This is a genomic window from Lactobacillus isalae, assembly GCF_947539375.1.
Classification (GTDB): domain Bacteria; phylum Bacillota; class Bacilli; order Lactobacillales; family Lactobacillaceae; genus Lactobacillus; species Lactobacillus isalae.
The window spans coordinates 389,717-406,610 of sequence record NZ_OX443569.1; the positions used below are offsets into that span (position 1 = coordinate 389,717).

Consider the following 16,894-nt stretch of genomic DNA (forward strand, 5'->3'; position numbering starts at 1 on the left):
TTTTTTTGATGAGGTGATTAAGTGAAAAAATTACTAGAAGGAAAAACTCCTGCAAATGAAATTACAGAGAATTTGAAAAAAGAAATAAAAAATTTGAAAAATGACGGAATAAATCCAACTTTGTGCGTAATAGAAGTTGGAGACGATCCTGCAAGTAAAATTTATTTGCGAGTTAAAAGAAATTTAGCTAAGAAAGTCGGAATAAATGAAGTAGGACTGCATTTTCCAGCTGATACTTCTCAAGCTGAACTTCTAGAAAAAATTGAAGAGCTTAATCAGGATCCAAGTATTAATGGAATTATGGTTCAATTACCAGTACCTCCGCAAATTGATCCAAGAGCAATTTTTGAAACAATTGCTCCTGAAAAAGATGCAGATGGATTTTCTCCACTTAATTTAGGGCGACTATGGGAAGGTCAAAGTGATATTGTCCCAGCAACAGTTCGTAGTATTTTAACTTTGATTGATTATTACGGTATTGAGATGGCTGGTAAAAATACAGTCATTATTGGCCGTAGCGTTATTGTTGGAAAACCACTAGCTGCTGTTTTACTTGGACGAGATGCAACTGTTACAATTGCTCACTCGAAGACTAAGAATTTAGCTGAATTAACTAAAAATGCCGATGTAATCATTTCTGATGTCGGAAAAGCTCATTTGGTGACAGAAGATATGGTAAAAGATGGGGCAGTTTTGATCGACGTTGGAATGAACCGTGAAAATGGCAAGTTAATGGGTGATATAGATTTTGATACTGTTGCGCCAAAAGCTGAAGCAATTACTCCAGTTCCGGGCGGTGTTGGTCCATTAACAGTTGCTAGTTTAATGAAGCAAACAGTTATATTAACGAGGAAGCAACATGGCAGATAATCCAATTTATCTTTCTGTTAGTGATTTAAATTTCTACATCTCACAAAAGTTTAAAAACGATCCTTATTTGCATAAAGTTTTTTTGCAGGGAGAGTTATCTAATTTTAGGTTTAGAATGCATTCTCACCAATATTTTTCATTAAAAGACGAAAAGTCAAAGATTAATGTAGTGATGTTTCGGTCATTTTTTGAAAAATTAAAGTTCAAACCCGAAGAGGGAATGAAGGTTTATGTAAGTGGCTATGTAGATGTTTATGGACCACAAGGATCATATCAATTTTATGCTCAAACGATGGAACCGGCTGGCTTAGGTGCTTTATATGAGCAACTAAGACAATTGCAAGAAAAGCTTGCAAAAGAAGGGCTATTCAATGAAGAACATAAAAAAAGAATACCCCTTTTCCCAGATCGAATTGCAGTTGTGACAAGTGCTTCAGGTGCAGTTATTCACGATATTATGGTAACTGCCAATCGGCGTTTCCCACATGCAGAAATTGATTTATACCCAGCTAAAGTCCAAGGAGACGATGCAGCTGATACAATTGTTTCTTCTTTGCAGCAAATCCAAGCACAAGACAATAAATATGATGTAGTAATTATTGGTCGTGGTGGAGGATCTTTAGAAGATTTATGGCCTTTTAATGAAGAAAAGGTTGTAAGGCAAATCTACGCAATGCAGATGCCAGTTATTAGCTCAGTAGGGCATGAAACTGATACAACATTGGCTGACTTGGTAGCAGATGCTCGAGCAGCTACTCCAACAGCGGCTGCAGAGTATGCAACGCCTAATTTGGTTGATGTATTAACACAAATTGCGCAATTGCGTGCAAGACTATATGCGGCTGTCCAGACTAATATTCATACAAAGCGCCAAATTTTAGAGCGTTTAAAAAATGCGCCAGTCTTAAGAGAGCCTACTAGAATTTATGATCAGCAGATTCAACAAGTTGATATGCTTACCCATCGTCTTGATCAGGCAATGAATAATCAACTTAAACAAGATCAATCAAATTTACGTTTACTTCAAGAACGTTTGAAGTCGTTAAATCCTAGTCGAAAATTGGAACAGATTGAGAGGGAAAGAACTTTCATAACTTCAAATCTTGTTTCAGCAATGGCTACCTATCTGAAAGATCAAAGAAACAGATTAAATCGGACAATGCAGCAATTGGATGATATTAGTCCGTTAAAGACAATTAGTCGTGGATATGTTTATACTACTGATCAAAAGGGCAATACTGTTACTTCAGTTGATATGTTGAAGATTGATGAAAAATTGAAATTGCATTTCAAGGATGGTCAAGTGCAGGTTAATGTAGAAGATATTCGGAGAGAAAAAGATGGCAACCAAGAAAAATAATTTTGAAGAGCAATTAAATGAATTGCAAGAAATCGTGAATAAGCTGGAAAGTGGCAATGTACCGCTTGAAGATGCTCTAAGTGAGTTTCAAGCGGGAGTTAAGTTAAGTCGTGAGTTAGAAAAGAAACTTAACGATGCTGAACAAACAGTTGCCAAGTTAGTTGATAAAGATGGAAACGAAAAGAACTTAGATCCCCAAAATGCGTCTGCTCCTGAGGAAGAATAAATGGAATTAAAAGATTTTCAAGAAAAATATACACCTCAAATTGATAGCTATTTAGAGGAACACTTAAAGACTGAAGTAGATAATCCAGTTTTTAGTAAGATTATGTCTTATTCCGTTATGGCAGGAGGTAAAAGATTACGTCCTTTGCTATTTTTGTCAACGCTTAAGACTCTCAATCATGAAATTGGAGAATCAGAATTAAGGATTGCGTGTGGGATTGAATTAATTCATACCTATTCTTTAATTCATGATGACTTACCGGCTATGGATAATGACGATTATCGTCGTGGTAAGCTTACTTCTCATAAAAAATGGGGAGAAGCTGAAGCAATTTTAGCTGGGGATGCCTTACTTCCTTTAGGTATTCAATGGATCACAGAAGGCAGTAATTCAGCTGCCCTAGCGATAATTATTTCTCAAGCAGTTGGCCCTAACGGAATGGTAGGAGGCCAATATTTAGATATTGACTCTACTAATAATGATTCAGTCAGAGAAAATGCTAAGTTAATCAACCAAATGGAATGGTTAAAAACAGGCTGCTTAATTGAGGCTAGTGTGAAAATGGCTGCAGTTTATGCCAAAGCAAGTGCCGATGAACTAGAAAGACTAGATAAGTTTAGTAAAGAATTTGGTCGGTCATATCAGATTTATGATGATTTGGTTGATATAGTAGAAACGGCTAAAGAAGCAGGCAAGGCTACGCATAAAGATGCTGATGAGGGAAAGAATAATACTCTTACTCTCTTAGGGATTGACGCTAGTCGTAAAGAACTATCATCGATGATAGTAGCTGGAAAAGAAGCTATAGCAATTTTTAATGAGCCTTTATTAGGTGAATTCTTTAATTTATATCAGAAGGTATTGTAGTAAATGGTTAAAAAGCGTGCAGATGTTTTATTGTTTGAACAAGGTCTTTTTAATTCTCGTAGTCAAGCACAACGAGCTATTATGGCTGGATTAGTTAACGATCACAACCATCAAAGAATCGATAAGAGTGGCGAAAAATTTCCAGAAGATGAAATATTTCACATTAAAGATGATGGTAAGAAGTATGTTTCTCGTGGCGGTTTTAAATTAGAAAAGGCATTACAAGTCTTCGATATTAATTTAAAAGATAAAATTTGTTTAGATATTGGTGCTTCAACGGGTGGATTTACTGATGTTGCTTTGCAAAATGGCGCTAAATTAGTCTATGCCTTGGATGTGGGCTATAATCAGCTTGCTTGGAAATTACGTGACAATCCGCAAGTTGTAGTGATGGAAAAACAAAATTTCCGCTATAGTAAACCAGCCGATTTTACTGATGGTTTACCTGATTTTGCGATGACAGATGTTTCCTTTATTTCATTAGATCTTATTATGCCGCCAATGTATGAAATTCTAAAAGATAAGTGTGACGCTGTATGTTTGATTAAGCCGCAGTTTGAAGCTGGCCCTGAAAATGTTGGTAAGCATGGTATTGTTCATGACCACGAAGTCCATGCAAGTGTTATTAAACATACAATGCAGATGGCTCAAAAAATTGGGTTTAATATTTTAGGAGTAGATTATTCACCAATTAAAGGCGGCAAAGGAAATATTGAATTTTTGATTCATTTAGGTAAAGACCTGGAAAATCCAGGTCAAGACTTATGGAAAGGCAATCCAGTAGACGTAGTTCAACGTGCAGTTAATGGTCTTTAGGTGAGATAAAATGTTAGTTGAATTAGATATTAAAAACTTTGCAATTATTAAAACGCTAAAAGTCCGTTTTCAGGAAAAAATGACCGTTTTAATTGGGGAAACGGGTGCTGGAAAATCAATTATTATTGATGCTGTTTCACTTTTATTAGGTAGCCGGGCGCAAAGTGAAATGATCCGTTCGGGTGAAGAAAAAGCAGTGATCACAGGCTTATTTGTATTAAGCGAACAAAAGGAAATCATTGAAAGCTTGTGTGAGAAATACGGACTTCCTTTTGAAGATGATCAATTAATAATTAGTCGTGAATTGACACATAAGGGAAGAAACGTCGTTAGAATTAACGGGCAGCTAACTACGATTAACGTTTTACGCGAAATTGGTAAAAACTTAGTTGATATTCATGGTCAAAACGATCAGCAAATTCTAATGGATCAAGATCGACAAATCGATTTAATTGATAATTATGCTAAGCCTGAATTTAAAGAAGAACTGCAAAGTTATACAGCTGATTTTGAAAAATGGCGGCATCTTACTTCACAATTACGTAAACTAAGAGAAGATGCACAGGAGATTGCTCAAAAGCAAGATATTTTAGAATTTCAAAATAATGAACTCGAAAGCGCAGACCTAACTGATCCAAATGAAGATGAAAAATTGGAAGAAGAGTTTAATGAGCTAAATAATTATCAAAAAATTGCAGATACAGCCAATTATTTTATGCAGCTGTACGACGATGATGAACATGGCTTGGCTACTTTACTTGGGGATGCTCAAAATGCGGCAGAGGACTTAAGTAATTATGGTAAAAAGTTTGAAAATTTTGCGACTAGCTTTAACGACGGAATTTATTCTTTAAATGATGCTCGTAGTGAATTATCTTCTTTAATGGATCAAATGGATTTTGATGAAGAACGCTATCAATATGTTTCGAGTCGTCTAGATACTTTGAATACTCTTAAAAAGAAGTATGGCCCAACTTTAGAAGATGTCTTTAAATTTGCTCAAAAAGTTAAAAGTGAGTTAGGTAAATTTGAAACCGGTGATTTGGACGAAGAAAAGATTCAGAAAGAATTAGCAATTGTTGAAAAGAGCCTTAGTCAAAAGGCTCAAAAATTGCATGTTCAAAGAGAAAAAATTGCTCGTGATCTTGAAGCGAAAATCAAAAAAGAATTAGCCGACCTATATATGGAAAAAGCGCGCTTTTCTATTCGAATTAATGAAACTAATTCATTTACTAAACTTGGAACCGATGAAGTTATTTTTATGATTGCACCTAACCCTGGTGAGTCATTAATGCCTCTAGTTAAAATTGTATCTGGAGGGGAACAGTCTAGATTGATTTTAGCTTTGAAGGCAATCTTTAGTAGAGTAGAGCCTGTTGGAACGATGATCTTTGATGAAATTGATACTGGTGTTTCTGGTCGAGTTTCTGCAGCTATTGGTAAGAAAATGCACGCGATTGGGCAAGAAAAGCAAGTTATTACTATTACTCACTCGCCGCAAGTTGCTGCTGCTGGAGATCAACGGTATTCAGTTGTGAAACAAGTTAAAGATGGAGCTACTTATACTCAAGTAGGTCCGCTTACTCAAGAAGAAGCAATTACTGCAATTGCGCAAATGATGGCAGGATCAGATGTGACAGATGCGGCAAAAAGAAATGCTGCTGACCTGATGGAGAGCTTTAAAAAATAAATTAAAAAGGACTTTTCAGACTGGTGCAATGTTAATTAGCACTATGTTGAAAAGTCCTTTTATTTTTATGCAGCTTCGACATTAAAAATATCGTTTAAATCAATAATTCTTACTATATTGTTATCGTAGCTATCTAATACAAAGCGACCTGCAGATGTTCGCTTTATTAATTGCCCAATTTCTGTTTTTCCGTTTTGATAAGTAAGTAGAATGTATTCTTTATGAAAGAGCGCGTGCTCTAGAATTCGAATAATTTTGCCTGGATCTTGAGCAAAGGTAGTAAGCTTATTAATATTATAGGTAAAGAAATAATTATAGATTTGCTTACTATAATTATTAAGCGACTTTAAAAAATTCATATCTCATTCCTCTATATATCCCGAACTTGCGTTTGCACTATGTATTATACGAACAAATGTTTTTAATTGCAAGTAGAATTTATATCTCTTTGCGAAACTCTTGAAATTACTCGCTTTTTAGTGCAATATATTCTTGTTACTATAATTTTTAGGAGCGAAAATGGCACATCAAGGTTTATTATTAGTTTTATCTGGTCCTTCTGGCGTTGGTAAGGGGACCGTTAAGAGTGCAATGGTTAAGCAAAAAGCTTTTTCATTTGAATATTCTGTTTCAATGACGACACGTAAGCCTCGCCCAGGTGAAGTTGATGGCAAGGATTACTACTTTGTTTCAGAAGATCGTTTTCAAGAAGCAATTAAAGGTAATGAGCTTTTGGAATATAATGAATATGTGGGTAATCATTATGGCACCCCTCTCGCACCTGTACAAAAAATGCTCAAAGAAGGTAAAGATGTTTTACTTGAAATTGATGTCAATGGAGCAAAACAGGTGCGCAAGTTAATGCCAGACGGTGTATTTATCTTTTTGACACCACCAGATTTGCACGAATTAAAACATCGAATTGTTAATCGCGGGACTGATTCTGACAAAGTAATTGCAATGAGAATGAAGCAGGCGCGTAAGGAAATCTTAATGATGGAAGATTATGATTACGCTGTTGTTAATGACACAGTTGCTAATGCAGTTGATCATATTAAGTCTATTGTTGAAGCTGAACACGTGCGTGTACCGCGAGTAATTAATGATTACCGAAACATGGTTAAGGAGGATTAACAGATGAAAATTACATACCCATCTATTGATAAATTGCTGTCTCGAGTAAACTCTCGTTATTCTCTTTCAGTTTTAGCTGCTAAAAGAGCTCATGAGATTCAAGCAGGTGCTCCATTAGCTTTAAAGCATTATAAGTCTGATAAAGCAGTGGGCGAAGCACTTGAAGAAATTGCTGCTGGTAAAGTTACAATTGACCCTGAACATCGTGAAGATATTGGCTAGAATCTTTTCCTTCATTGTTAAGCAATGAAGGTTTTTTAGTAGGTGATAAGATAGATGATTGCGCAAGTTATTGTAGATGTAGCTGCCAAACAAACTGATCGAGTGTTTGAATATCATATTCCAGAAGAATTGACTGATGTAGCTGTTGGCTCAAGAGTGATCGTTCCTTTTGGACGACGAAAGGTACAAGGATTTGTTGTTGGAATTAGCCCAACAACCTCCTTTACGGGTAAATTAAAAGATTTACTTGTTGTAGTTGATGAGTTGCCACCACTTACACCAGAATTAGTCGCTTTATCCAAGACTTTAGCTGATAAGATTTTTGCGTATCGGATAACTATTCTGCAATCGATGCTGCCAAGAGTAATGAGAGCGAATTATCGCAAAATTTTAGTTCCGCTTACTGAACAAGCAAAGAGTCTTGCTATTTTTAAAGGTGAACCTCTTGATTTAAATGAAGTTTCAGATCTCCAAGAAATTATACAAATCAAAAAATTAATAAAAGATAATCAGGCTAAAATTGAATATCTTGTTGAAAATCAGGCTAAGAAAAAGCAAGTAGCTGCTTATTTATTAACCAAAACCAAGTTAGAATATCAAAAAATTCTGAAAGAGATAAGAAAAACAGCTAAAAATCAACGGGCATTGCTTGAAAATATTGTTGAAAAATATAATGATTATCCTAAGTTAGGGTCAAAAATTGAATCAGAATTAGGTGTTTCTAGTTCTGTCTTGCGAACTGCAGTTAAAAAAGGCTGGCTTGTAAAAAAAGAACAGGAAATTTATCGGGATCCCTTAAAAGATTTTGATTCCGATAAGAAGAAAAGCCAGGTTAAGTTAAATTCAGAACAGTCGCATGCTCTAAATTCAATTGGAAAAAGCATCAAAGAAAAAGAAGCAAAAACTTTTCTTCTTGAAGGAATTACCGGTAGCGGCAAGACAGAAGTGTATCTTCATGCCATCAGTATTGCTCTTCAGCAGAAGCGAAATGCTTTGATGTTAGTTCCAGAAATTTCTTTAACTCCGCAAATGGTGAAGCAAGTAAAGGAACGCTTTGGTAATAATGTTGCAGTTTTACATAGTGGTCTATCTGAAGGTGAAAAATATGATGAGTGGCGCAGAATTCGTCGCGGAGAAGCTCAAGTTGTAGTAGGAGCTAGAAGTGCAATTTTTGCGCCCTTAAAAAACATTGGCTTAATAGTAATAGATGAGGAACACGAATCTTCATATAAGCAAAATGATACTCCTCGTTATCATGCTAGAGATGTTGCTTTATTAAGAAGTAAGTTTCATCATTGCCCAGTAGTTTTGGGGAGTGCAACGCCTTCTTTAGCAAGCCGTGCGCGTGCACAAAAGGGGAGATATGAGTTACTGCTGTTAACTAAACGTGCTAATCAAAAATCTCTTCCTAAGGTCGATTTAATTGATTTAAAGACAGTTGAATTTGCTGGTGCACAATTTGATTTATCAGTTCCATTAGTTGATGCAATTAAAGAGAAGATAGCAAAAAAAGAGCAAGTCATTTTATTGCTTAACAGGCGCGGTTTTGCTAGTTTTATGCTTTGCCGTAATTGTGGTTTTGTCTTAAAATGTCCGAATTGCGATATTTCTTTGACCCTTCATAAAGATACTCAACAAATGCAGTGCCATTATTGCGGACATAAAGAACCAATTCCAAGAAAATGTCCAAATTGTCAAAGCGAAAAAATAAGATTTTTAGGTACTGGAACGCAAAAAGTACAAGAAGAGCTTGAAACTTTACTTCCAGAAGCTAAAATTTTGAGAATGGATGTTGATACAACAAGGCGCAAGGGTAGCTATAAGAAGATTTTAGATAGTTTTGGCAATCATCAAGCTGATATTTTGTTAGGAACGCAAATGATTGCTAAGGGGCTAGATTTTCCAAATGTAACTTTAGTTGGTGTAATTAATGCTGATACCGCCCTTTCTCTTCCAGATTTTAATTCTTCAGAAAAAACTTTCGATTTACTAACGCAAGTATCAGGAAGAGCTGGAAGAGCAGAAAAGACTGGTAGAGTTATGATTCAAACTTATAATCCTGAAAATTATGCAATAAAACTTGCTCAAGACCAGGATTATGAAGGATTTTATCAAAAAGAAATGCAGGTTAGATTTCAAGGAAACTATCCGCCATTTTTCTACACTACATTAATTACAATTACGTCAAAAAATGAACAATCAGCTGCCAAAGAAGCATTTGTAATAAAGAGAAAACTAATGCATCATTTGCATGCTCCAACAATTATTTTAGGACCAACGCCAAGCAGTATAGCTAAAATTAAAAATCAATATTATTATCAAATCTTGGTAAAATATAAGTATGAGCCAAAATTGCATGATTTGCTTCATCAAATCCAAGATGATGCACAATTAGCGCAAAAACGTGGTTTGAATATCTATATTGATAATGAACCAGAAAGAATTATGTAATTAAGAAAGAAGTTGAATCTATGTCATCAGTTATTTTTTTAGGAACTCCAAATTTTGGTAGCGTAGTTTTACAAGGATTAATTGATCAAGGATATGATATTAAGGCTGTTGTTACTCAACCTGATAAAAAAGTTGGCCGTAAGCAAGTAGTTCATCAATCAGCTGTTAAAGAAACTGCTTTGAAAAACAATTTACCTGTTTATCAACCAGCTAAATTATCTGGATCAGATGAGTTAGCAGAATTAATGAAGATTGAACCAGATTTTATTGTAACCGCTGCTTATGGACAATTTTTACCAACTAAGTTTTTGAAGTCAGCTAAAATTGCTCCTGTTAATGTTCATGGTTCTCTTTTGCCGAAATATCGTGGTGGTGCTCCAATTCAATACTCTGTTTTAAATGGAGATAAGGAAACTGGGGTTACTATCATGGAAATGGTAAAGAAAATGGATGCCGGAGACATTTTCTCTCAAAAAGCTTTACCAATTGAAAATGATGATACTAGCGGTAGTTTGTTTGAAAAACTAAGTATTTTAGGAAGAGATTTACTTTTAGAAACTTTACCTAAATTTATTGATGGAACAATTACGCGCACTGCTCAAGATGAGGATAAGGTTGTCTTTTCACCAAATATTTCTAAAGAGCAAGAACAAATTAAGTTATCAATGACGGCAGAAGAAGCTAATAACTTAATTCGCGCACTTAATCCAGATCCTGGTGCATACTTTATGCTTGATGGGAAGAGATTTAAGGTTTGGAAGGCGATGCCATTAGCTGAAAAAACTAGTTTTCCAGCTGGTACTTTAGTCACTAATAAGAAAAAATTTGTAATTAGTATGGCGAATGGTACTGAATTAGAGTTACTTGAAGTTCAACCAACTGGTAAAAAGAAAATGAATATTAAAGATTATTTGAATGGTCAAGGAAGTCATTTTACAAGTGGAGAAAAGATAATTGATGATTAATGCAAGAACAGTTGCTTTAGAAACTTTGATCAAGGTTTTTAATCAAAAAAGCTATTCTAATATTGCTTTGAATAATGAATTGATGAAACATGATTTAAAGCCAGCTGATAAGGCTTTGGCTACAAGAATTGTTTATGGAACAATTCAATATAAAATATTTTTGGAATACCAATTAAAACCACTGATTAAAACAAAATTGCGTGAGAAGTTTTTAATGCCACTACTTTTAATGTCCGCATATCAATATTTTTTTCTGGAAAAAGTGCCTGCAAATACAATTTTTGACGAAGCTAATAAGCTTGCTAAACAATATGGAAAGAAAAATAGTGGCAGTTATAAGTTAGTCAACGGAATCTTACGTGCGTTAGAGCGGCGAGGAAAGATTCTTCCAGCTACTGATGATATAGTTGATTATTTGAGCATTAAGGAAAGCTTTCCTAAATGGCTAGTTGAATACTTATTGGATCATTTTGGTGAAGAAAAAACCACGGAAATCTTAGAACAGAGTAATCAACCAGCAGCTAATTCAATTAGAATGACTGTAAAGGAAGCAGATTTTGAAAAAATCAAAAAAGCTTTAAAAAAAGATGATTTTGAATTTGAAGAATCTAGCTTAACAGCTCATAATTTGAATTTAAATAAAGGCGGAGTAGCTCAGACAGATCTATTTAAGAGCGGGAAAATCACCATCCAAGATGCTGCTGCTTCGCTTGCAGTTGATGCTTTTGATTTTAAGGGAGATGAGCAGGTATTAGATGCTTGTAGTGCTCCTGGTGGAAAGACAGTTCAAATTGCGGAGAATTTAACAACTGGTAGTGTAGTTGCCTTAGACATTCATGAAAACAAGTTAAAACTTGTACAAAATGCAGCCAAGAGACTTCATGTTAGTGATAAAGTAAAAACAAAGTCCTTAGATGCGAGAAAGGCAAAAGATTATTTTGGTGCTGGACAATTTGATAAAATTCTAGTAGATGCACCTTGTTCTGGCCTGGGCTTGATTAGACGAAAGCCAGAAATTAGATATGAAAAGTCATTGAGCGATATTAAAAATTTAGCTAAAATTCAGTTAGCTATTTTAGAAAATGTGAAAGATCTGTTATCTACAGGCGGAGAGCTGATTTATTCAACTTGTACAATTAGCTATGAAGAAGATGAGGGAGTAATTAAGCAATTTTTGAAATTGCATCCTGATTTTGAGCTTTTACCAGTTCAAGTGGGAAAACTCCCTAAACAAGAAATGGTACGTATTTTTCCAAGCGATGACGGCAGTGATGGATTTTTTATTGCAAAATTGAAAAAACGAGGGTAAGTAATTTTGATTAAAACAGCGTTTGCTTCAAGTATTGGTAGAGTCCGAGAAACTAATCAGGACTTTGTAAAGGTATTTAAAAATCAAAATAATATTATTATGGGGATCGTTTGTGACGGCATGGGCGGTCATCAAGGTGGTGACGTTGCTTCAACAATGGCGGTGAGCCATTTAGGTCATAACTTTGAAAAAACAGATTTTACCGATCCTGATCTAGCTCAAAAGTGGCTTACAGTACAATTAAGACTAGAAAATGAGACTATTTTAAGTACAGCAGACCGCTTTGCAGACTTAAATGGAATGGGCACTACGATTGTATTGGCAATCGCGTTTACAGAAAAAATTTTAATTGCTCACCTGGGAGACTCACGTTGCTATTTGTATGGCGGAAATGAATTTAAACAGATTACTGAGGATCATTCTTTGGTTCATGAATTAGTTAAGATGGGGCAAATTACTGAACAACAAGCTAGGAACCATCCTCAAAAAAATATCATTACTGAAACATTGGGCGTTTCAAGCACTGTAAATCCTGAGTTTGATGTGCTTGAAGTACATGCTGGCGATATTTTTCTTCTTTGTACAGATGGATTAACAAATTCGTTAACTGATCCTCAAATTCAACAAATTCTTGCTACTAAAAACTTAAGTTTAAAAGAACGCTGCAATAAGCTAATTAACGAAGCTAATCGTTTAGGCGGCGGAGATAATATTACTGTTTGCTTACTTGCCTACGTAGAAAAGGATGGTGACAAATAGGAATGGAAAAGGGCCATTTGCTAGGTGGTCGCTATAAAATTATCTCTGTTTTAGGTGAAGGCGGGATGGCTAATGTTTATTTAGCCGAAGATATTATTTTGCAAAGAAAAGTTGCTGTTAAAGTTTTACGACTTGATTTGCAAAAAGATCCTCAGACTATTCAACGTTTCCAAAGAGAGGCACTTTCTACTAGTGAATTAAGTCATCCTCATATTGTTTCTATTCTTGATGTCGGAACCGAGGGAGATCGACATTATCTGGTAATGGATTATGTTGATGGACCTGATTTAGAAAAATATATTCAACAAAATAATCCAATCCCTTTACCTAAAGTTATTGATATCATGGATCAAATTTTGAGTGCTGTAGCATTAGCACACAAACATAATGTGATCCATCGCGACCTAAAACCGCAAAATATTTTAATGGATAAAAAGGGCAATATTAAAATTGTGGATTTTGGTATTGCAATTGCACTTAATCAAAGTACGATGACGCAGACTAATACTGCAATGGGATCTGTTCACTATATGTCCCCTGAACAAGCTCGGGGCAGTATGGCTACTAAGCAGTCTGATATCTATTCTTTAGGAATAATTTTATATAAATTGTTAACTGGGACTGTACCTTTTACCGGAGAAAACGCAGTTGCAGTTGCTTTGAAGCATTTTCAAGAAAAGACGCCGTCTTTAAGAGATAAAAATCCTGCAATTCCGCAAGCTTTGGAAAACGTAGTATTTAAAGCTACGGCAAAGGATCCAAGAGATCGTTATAAGTCTGTCTTAGAAATGAAAGAAGATTTAGATACTTGTTTAGATCCAAAACGAAAAGATGAGCCTGTCTACCAACCTCAACATGATCCTTCAGCAGATGAAACGATTGTTGTGCCGCCACTAGAAGGTAGCGTTCATAATAAGGATCATGAGAAGCAGGAAAAATCAGAGCCTGAAGAAGAAAAAAAGAACCTCTTAGAAAATTTAAAGGGTCATAAATGGTGGTGGCTTGGTGCTGCGGTAGCTTTTTGTGTGATTATGATAATTTTATTTTTTGCTTTAGGCAGAAAAGATATGGTGGATATTCCAAACCTGAATAAAATGACGCAAACGCAAGCACGTAACTCATTAACTTCTTCTGGTTTGAAAGTTGGAAAAATAAGCTATGAATATTCTGATACTGTTCCAAAAGGAGAAGTTATTAGAACAGAGCCACCAATTGGATCGCAAATAAAGGATGGGCAAAAAGTAAATCTTGTTATTTCACGTGGTGCACACCTTGTTGAAATGCCAAATGTGATTGGTGAATCTTATTCAGTTGCAAGAAGGAAACTAGTTAAATTAGGTTTTACGGTAACTAAAACTGAAGAATATTCAACAAGTCCTAAAAATCAGGTTAATGCTCAAGATATTGAACCAGGGCAAGAAGTAAATCCTAATAAGTCAACTGTAACTCTCTTAGTATCAAAAGGTGCTACATCGGCGAGTAGTCCCAGATCAAGATCCCGAAGAGATACAATAAAATTAAGAGATATTGTGGGGTATTCTTTGAAAGGTGCACAGGATTATGCCAAAGAACACCATTTATCACTTAAAGTTGAAGAAGAGGATTCAGACGATAAGAATGATGGAACAGTTTTGCGTCAATCACCGGAAGCAGGCAGTAATGTTAGTTCCGGCTCAACGTTAGTTGTTGTGGTAGCTAAAGCTAAGGGACAAGACTCAAGTAGCACTTCAAGCACTTCTACAACCACAACTACTGTTACTAAGTCATATACTATTAATTATCCAGCAAATTCTGGTCAGAGTGGTTCACAAAAAACACCAGATCATATTCAAGTCTATGTTTCTGATGATGATCATTCAATTAATAATATTTATCGTGATATGAATATTACTTCTGAACAAAGTTTTACTGTTCCTTTTAAATTAACTAAGAAAAATGGTCATATAAAAATTCTTAGAAATGGTGAAACAATTTTAGACGAGGACGTTAATAAATAATGAAAAAAGAACAAGGAACAATTATTGGAGCTATTTCTGGCTATTATGATGTAGAAATTGGTAGTGAAGTAGTTAGGACTAGAGCACGTGGAGTGTTTAGAGATCGCAAGCAAAAGCCTTTAGTGGGAGATAGAGTGGTAGTCCAATTAGACGATCAAGGGATGAACTATTTAATTGAAATTCTGCCACGTACGAATGAAATTGGTCGTCCTGCGGTAGCTAACGTATCAAAAGTGCTATTAGTAATTTCTGCAGTTGAGCCAGATTTTTCACTCGAACTCTTAGACCGATATTTAACTTTCTTTGCTTGGAAAAATGTTGGAGTAGTCATTTATTTATCAAAATCTGACATTACGTCTTCTGAAAGATTAAAAGATATTCAAAATAAATTAAATTACTATCAAAGTATTGGCTATCCAATTTTTACAGATGCGGAAAAATTAGAAAATGAGCTACCTAAGATGATTCAAAAAGATCAGATTTGGACTTTGGCCGGCCAATCTGGTGCTGGGAAGTCAACGCTACTAAATAAATTGGAGAGTGAAGCTAATCAAGCTACTGGTGCAATTTCAACTGCTTTAAATCGTGGAAAACATACAACAAGACAAGTGAAATTGTTTAAGTATGGTGAAGGATTTATAGCAGACACTCCTGGTTTTTCAGCCATTGATTTATTCAAAATTAAAGTTGATGACCTTGGAAACTATTTTTATGATTTAAAAGAAGCGAGTGTTAAGTGCAAGTTTAGACGTTGCCAGCACATTAAAGAGCCGGGATGTGAAGTTAAAAAGCTTGTTGAAGAAGGAAAAATAGCTCAAAGTCGCTATGATTCTTATTTAAAAATTAGACAGGAAATTTCTGACAATAGAATGCCAGAGTATTTAAAGAAATAGGTGAAAATATGATAGCACCATCAATCTTGAATGCTGATAATATGCATTTAAGTCGTGATATTAAGGCTGCCATTGAAAGTGGGATTACAAGATTTCATATTGATATTATGGACGGCCATTTTGTTCCCAATTTGTCATATGGACCAGAATTGGTGAAGGATTTTAAGCGTTCTTTCCCATTGACAGAAGCAGAGATCCATTTAATGAGTAATAATTTGGATACGACTTTGCCTTTGTTTGTGGAAGCTGGATGCGATATTCTAGAATTTCATTATGAAGCTACGGATAAACCAGAATACTGGTTAAAGTATTTGAAAGATCAGAATGTTCGACGGGGAATGGCAATTAATCCCTCAACGCCAGTAGAAGAAATAAAACCATTTTTAAAGGATTTAGATCAGGTTCTCTTAATGACAGTTAAACCTGGATTTGGTGGCCAAAAATTTGAAGAAAAATCAGTTGAGCGTTTAGTTGAGCTGAAAAATTTGATTAAATCTGAAGGCTTAAACTTACCAATTGAGGTTGATGGTGGAATTAACCATGAAACTTTTAAACTTGCTCGCAACGCCGGTGCAACGATTTTGGTTGCAGGATCATATATTTTTAAAAATGGCAGTATCGAAGATCAAGTGATGAAGTTGAAAAAAGAAGACAAATGAAAGCAATCGCATTATTAGGTGGCCCGCAAGAAGAATGGCCACAAACTTTAGCAGCCAATATTAAAAAAGCACACAAAAAAGGCGCCCTAATTATGGCTAGTGATCGGGGCAGCCTTTTTTTATTGGAATTAGGAATTATTCCTGATGTCGCTTTAGGAGATTATGATTCATTATCTGATAGTGAAAGGCAGAGGGTTGAAAAAGAAGTTAAAGATATGCGTTATTCGAATCCAATTAAAGATTTTACGGATTCAGAAATGCTATTTTACGCGGCCTTTATCGATTACAAGGTTGATACTTTAACAGTATATGGAGCGACAGGCGGAAGATTAGATCATTTTTTAGTTAATATGTATGCAGTTTTGAAAGCCCCCTTTAATCGCTTTAAAGAACGAATAGAGTTTATTGATAACCAGAATATTGTGCGATTTTTTGGAAGCGGAAAACATTTAATTCCTTATAATGCTGAATATAAATATTTGGGAATTGGCACTTTAACAGCGGCAAAGGATTTCAGTATTAAAAATGCTAGATATGATTTAGCACCAGTTAATTTATCTGTACCAACGATGTATTCATCTAATGAATATTTTAATAAGCAAGATATAGAAGTTTCTTGTAGTGTGGGTACATTGATTGTGATAAATAGTCGAGATAAAAAATAAAAGGGATCAAG

Annotated in this window: 17 protein-coding genes; 16 read left to right on the forward strand and 1 reads right to left on the reverse strand. The window is 35.1% G+C overall.

The genetic code is table 11. The features are described 5' to 3' along the window. Positions 1-21 precede the first annotated feature (21 nt). From QM512_RS01840 to recN, 6 genes are read left to right on the forward strand one after another with little or no spacing between them, the layout of a single operon-like run. Positions 22-870, forward strand: a complete 849-nt coding sequence (locus QM512_RS01840; RefSeq protein ID WP_282805841.1) for a bifunctional methylenetetrahydrofolate dehydrogenase/methenyltetrahydrofolate cyclohydrolase — start codon at positions 22-24, stop codon at positions 868-870. Continuing rightward, positions 860-2,230 (forward strand): exodeoxyribonuclease VII large subunit, encoded by a 1,371-nt coding sequence (xseA, locus tag QM512_RS01845; RefSeq protein WP_282805842.1) that lies wholly within the window; start codon positions 860-862, stop codon positions 2,228-2,230. The genes QM512_RS01840 and xseA overlap by 11 nt, the downstream gene beginning before the upstream one ends. After that, a complete protein-coding gene (locus QM512_RS01850; RefSeq protein ID WP_282805843.1) occupies positions 2,211-2,456 on the forward strand; it encodes an exodeoxyribonuclease VII small subunit in 246 nt (81 codons plus the stop codon). The genes xseA and QM512_RS01850 overlap by 20 nt, the downstream gene beginning before the upstream one ends. Then, positions 2,457-3,323: a polyprenyl synthetase family protein gene (locus QM512_RS01855; protein ID WP_282805844.1), complete on the forward strand. Its 867-nt coding sequence runs from the start codon at positions 2,457-2,459 to the stop codon at positions 3,321-3,323. Between the two features lie 3 nt (positions 3,324-3,326). Continuing rightward, on the forward strand, positions 3,327-4,139 hold the full coding sequence (locus QM512_RS01860) for a TlyA family RNA methyltransferase (protein WP_282805845.1): 813 nt from the start codon (positions 3,327-3,329) through the stop codon (positions 4,137-4,139). 10 nt (positions 4,140-4,149) lie between these two features. Next, positions 4,150-5,829 carry a DNA repair protein RecN gene (gene recN / locus QM512_RS01865; protein ID WP_282805846.1) on the forward strand — a complete coding sequence of 560 codons (1,680 nt, stop codon included), beginning with the start codon at positions 4,150-4,152 and terminating at the stop codon, positions 5,827-5,829. Positions 5,830-5,894: 65 nt separating this feature from the next. Here recN and QM512_RS01870 read toward each other — a convergent pair whose 3' ends face one another. Continuing rightward, positions 5,895-6,188 carry a hypothetical protein gene (locus QM512_RS01870; RefSeq protein ID WP_282805847.1) on the reverse strand — a complete coding sequence of 98 codons (294 nt, stop codon included), beginning with the start codon at positions 6,186-6,188 and terminating at the stop codon, positions 5,895-5,897. A gap of 160 nt (positions 6,189-6,348) precedes the next feature. On the opposite strand from QM512_RS01870, the gene gmk reads away from it, so the two are divergent. From gmk to QM512_RS01920, 10 genes are read left to right on the forward strand one after another with little or no spacing between them, the layout of a single operon-like run. Further along, positions 6,349-6,963 carry a guanylate kinase gene (gene gmk, locus QM512_RS01875; protein ID WP_282805848.1) on the forward strand — a complete coding sequence of 205 codons (615 nt, stop codon included), beginning with the start codon at positions 6,349-6,351 and terminating at the stop codon, positions 6,961-6,963. A gap of 3 nt (positions 6,964-6,966) precedes the next feature. After that, positions 6,967-7,185 (forward strand): DNA-directed RNA polymerase subunit omega, encoded by a 219-nt coding sequence (rpoZ, locus tag QM512_RS01880; protein WP_004897072.1) that lies wholly within the window; start codon positions 6,967-6,969, stop codon positions 7,183-7,185. Positions 7,186-7,239: 54 nt separating this feature from the next. Next, positions 7,240-9,636: a primosomal protein N' gene (priA, locus tag QM512_RS01885; RefSeq protein ID WP_282805849.1), complete on the forward strand. Its 2,397-nt coding sequence runs from the start codon at positions 7,240-7,242 to the stop codon at positions 9,634-9,636. Positions 9,637-9,656: 20 nt separating this feature from the next. After that, positions 9,657-10,601 (forward strand): methionyl-tRNA formyltransferase, encoded by a 945-nt coding sequence (gene fmt, locus QM512_RS01890; protein WP_282805850.1) that lies wholly within the window; start codon positions 9,657-9,659, stop codon positions 10,599-10,601. Next, positions 10,594-11,910, forward strand: coding sequence for a 16S rRNA (cytosine(967)-C(5))-methyltransferase RsmB (gene rsmB, locus QM512_RS01895; RefSeq protein ID WP_282806439.1), 1,317 nt, complete (start codon positions 10,594-10,596; stop codon positions 11,908-11,910). Before fmt ends, rsmB begins: the two co-directional genes overlap by 8 nt. Positions 11,911-11,916: 6 nt before the next feature. Next, positions 11,917-12,669, forward strand: coding sequence for a Stp1/IreP family PP2C-type Ser/Thr phosphatase (locus tag QM512_RS01900; protein ID WP_282805851.1), 753 nt, complete (start codon positions 11,917-11,919; stop codon positions 12,667-12,669). Between the two features lie 2 nt (positions 12,670-12,671). After that, positions 12,672-14,666: a Stk1 family PASTA domain-containing Ser/Thr kinase gene (gene pknB, locus QM512_RS01905; protein WP_282805852.1), complete on the forward strand. Its 1,995-nt coding sequence runs from the start codon at positions 12,672-12,674 to the stop codon at positions 14,664-14,666. Next, positions 14,666-15,559, forward strand: a complete 894-nt coding sequence (gene rsgA / locus QM512_RS01910) for a ribosome small subunit-dependent GTPase A (protein WP_282805853.1) — start codon at positions 14,666-14,668, stop codon at positions 15,557-15,559. Before pknB ends, rsgA begins: the two co-directional genes overlap by 1 nt. Before the next feature lie 8 nt (positions 15,560-15,567). Then, positions 15,568-16,218: a ribulose-phosphate 3-epimerase gene (rpe, locus tag QM512_RS01915; RefSeq protein ID WP_282805854.1), complete on the forward strand. Its 651-nt coding sequence runs from the start codon at positions 15,568-15,570 to the stop codon at positions 16,216-16,218. After that, complete coding sequence (locus QM512_RS01920) at positions 16,215-16,883, forward strand: thiamine diphosphokinase (RefSeq protein ID WP_282805855.1); 669 nt, start codon at positions 16,215-16,217, stop codon at positions 16,881-16,883. Before rpe ends, QM512_RS01920 begins: the two co-directional genes overlap by 4 nt. Positions 16,884-16,894 lie beyond the last annotated feature (11 nt).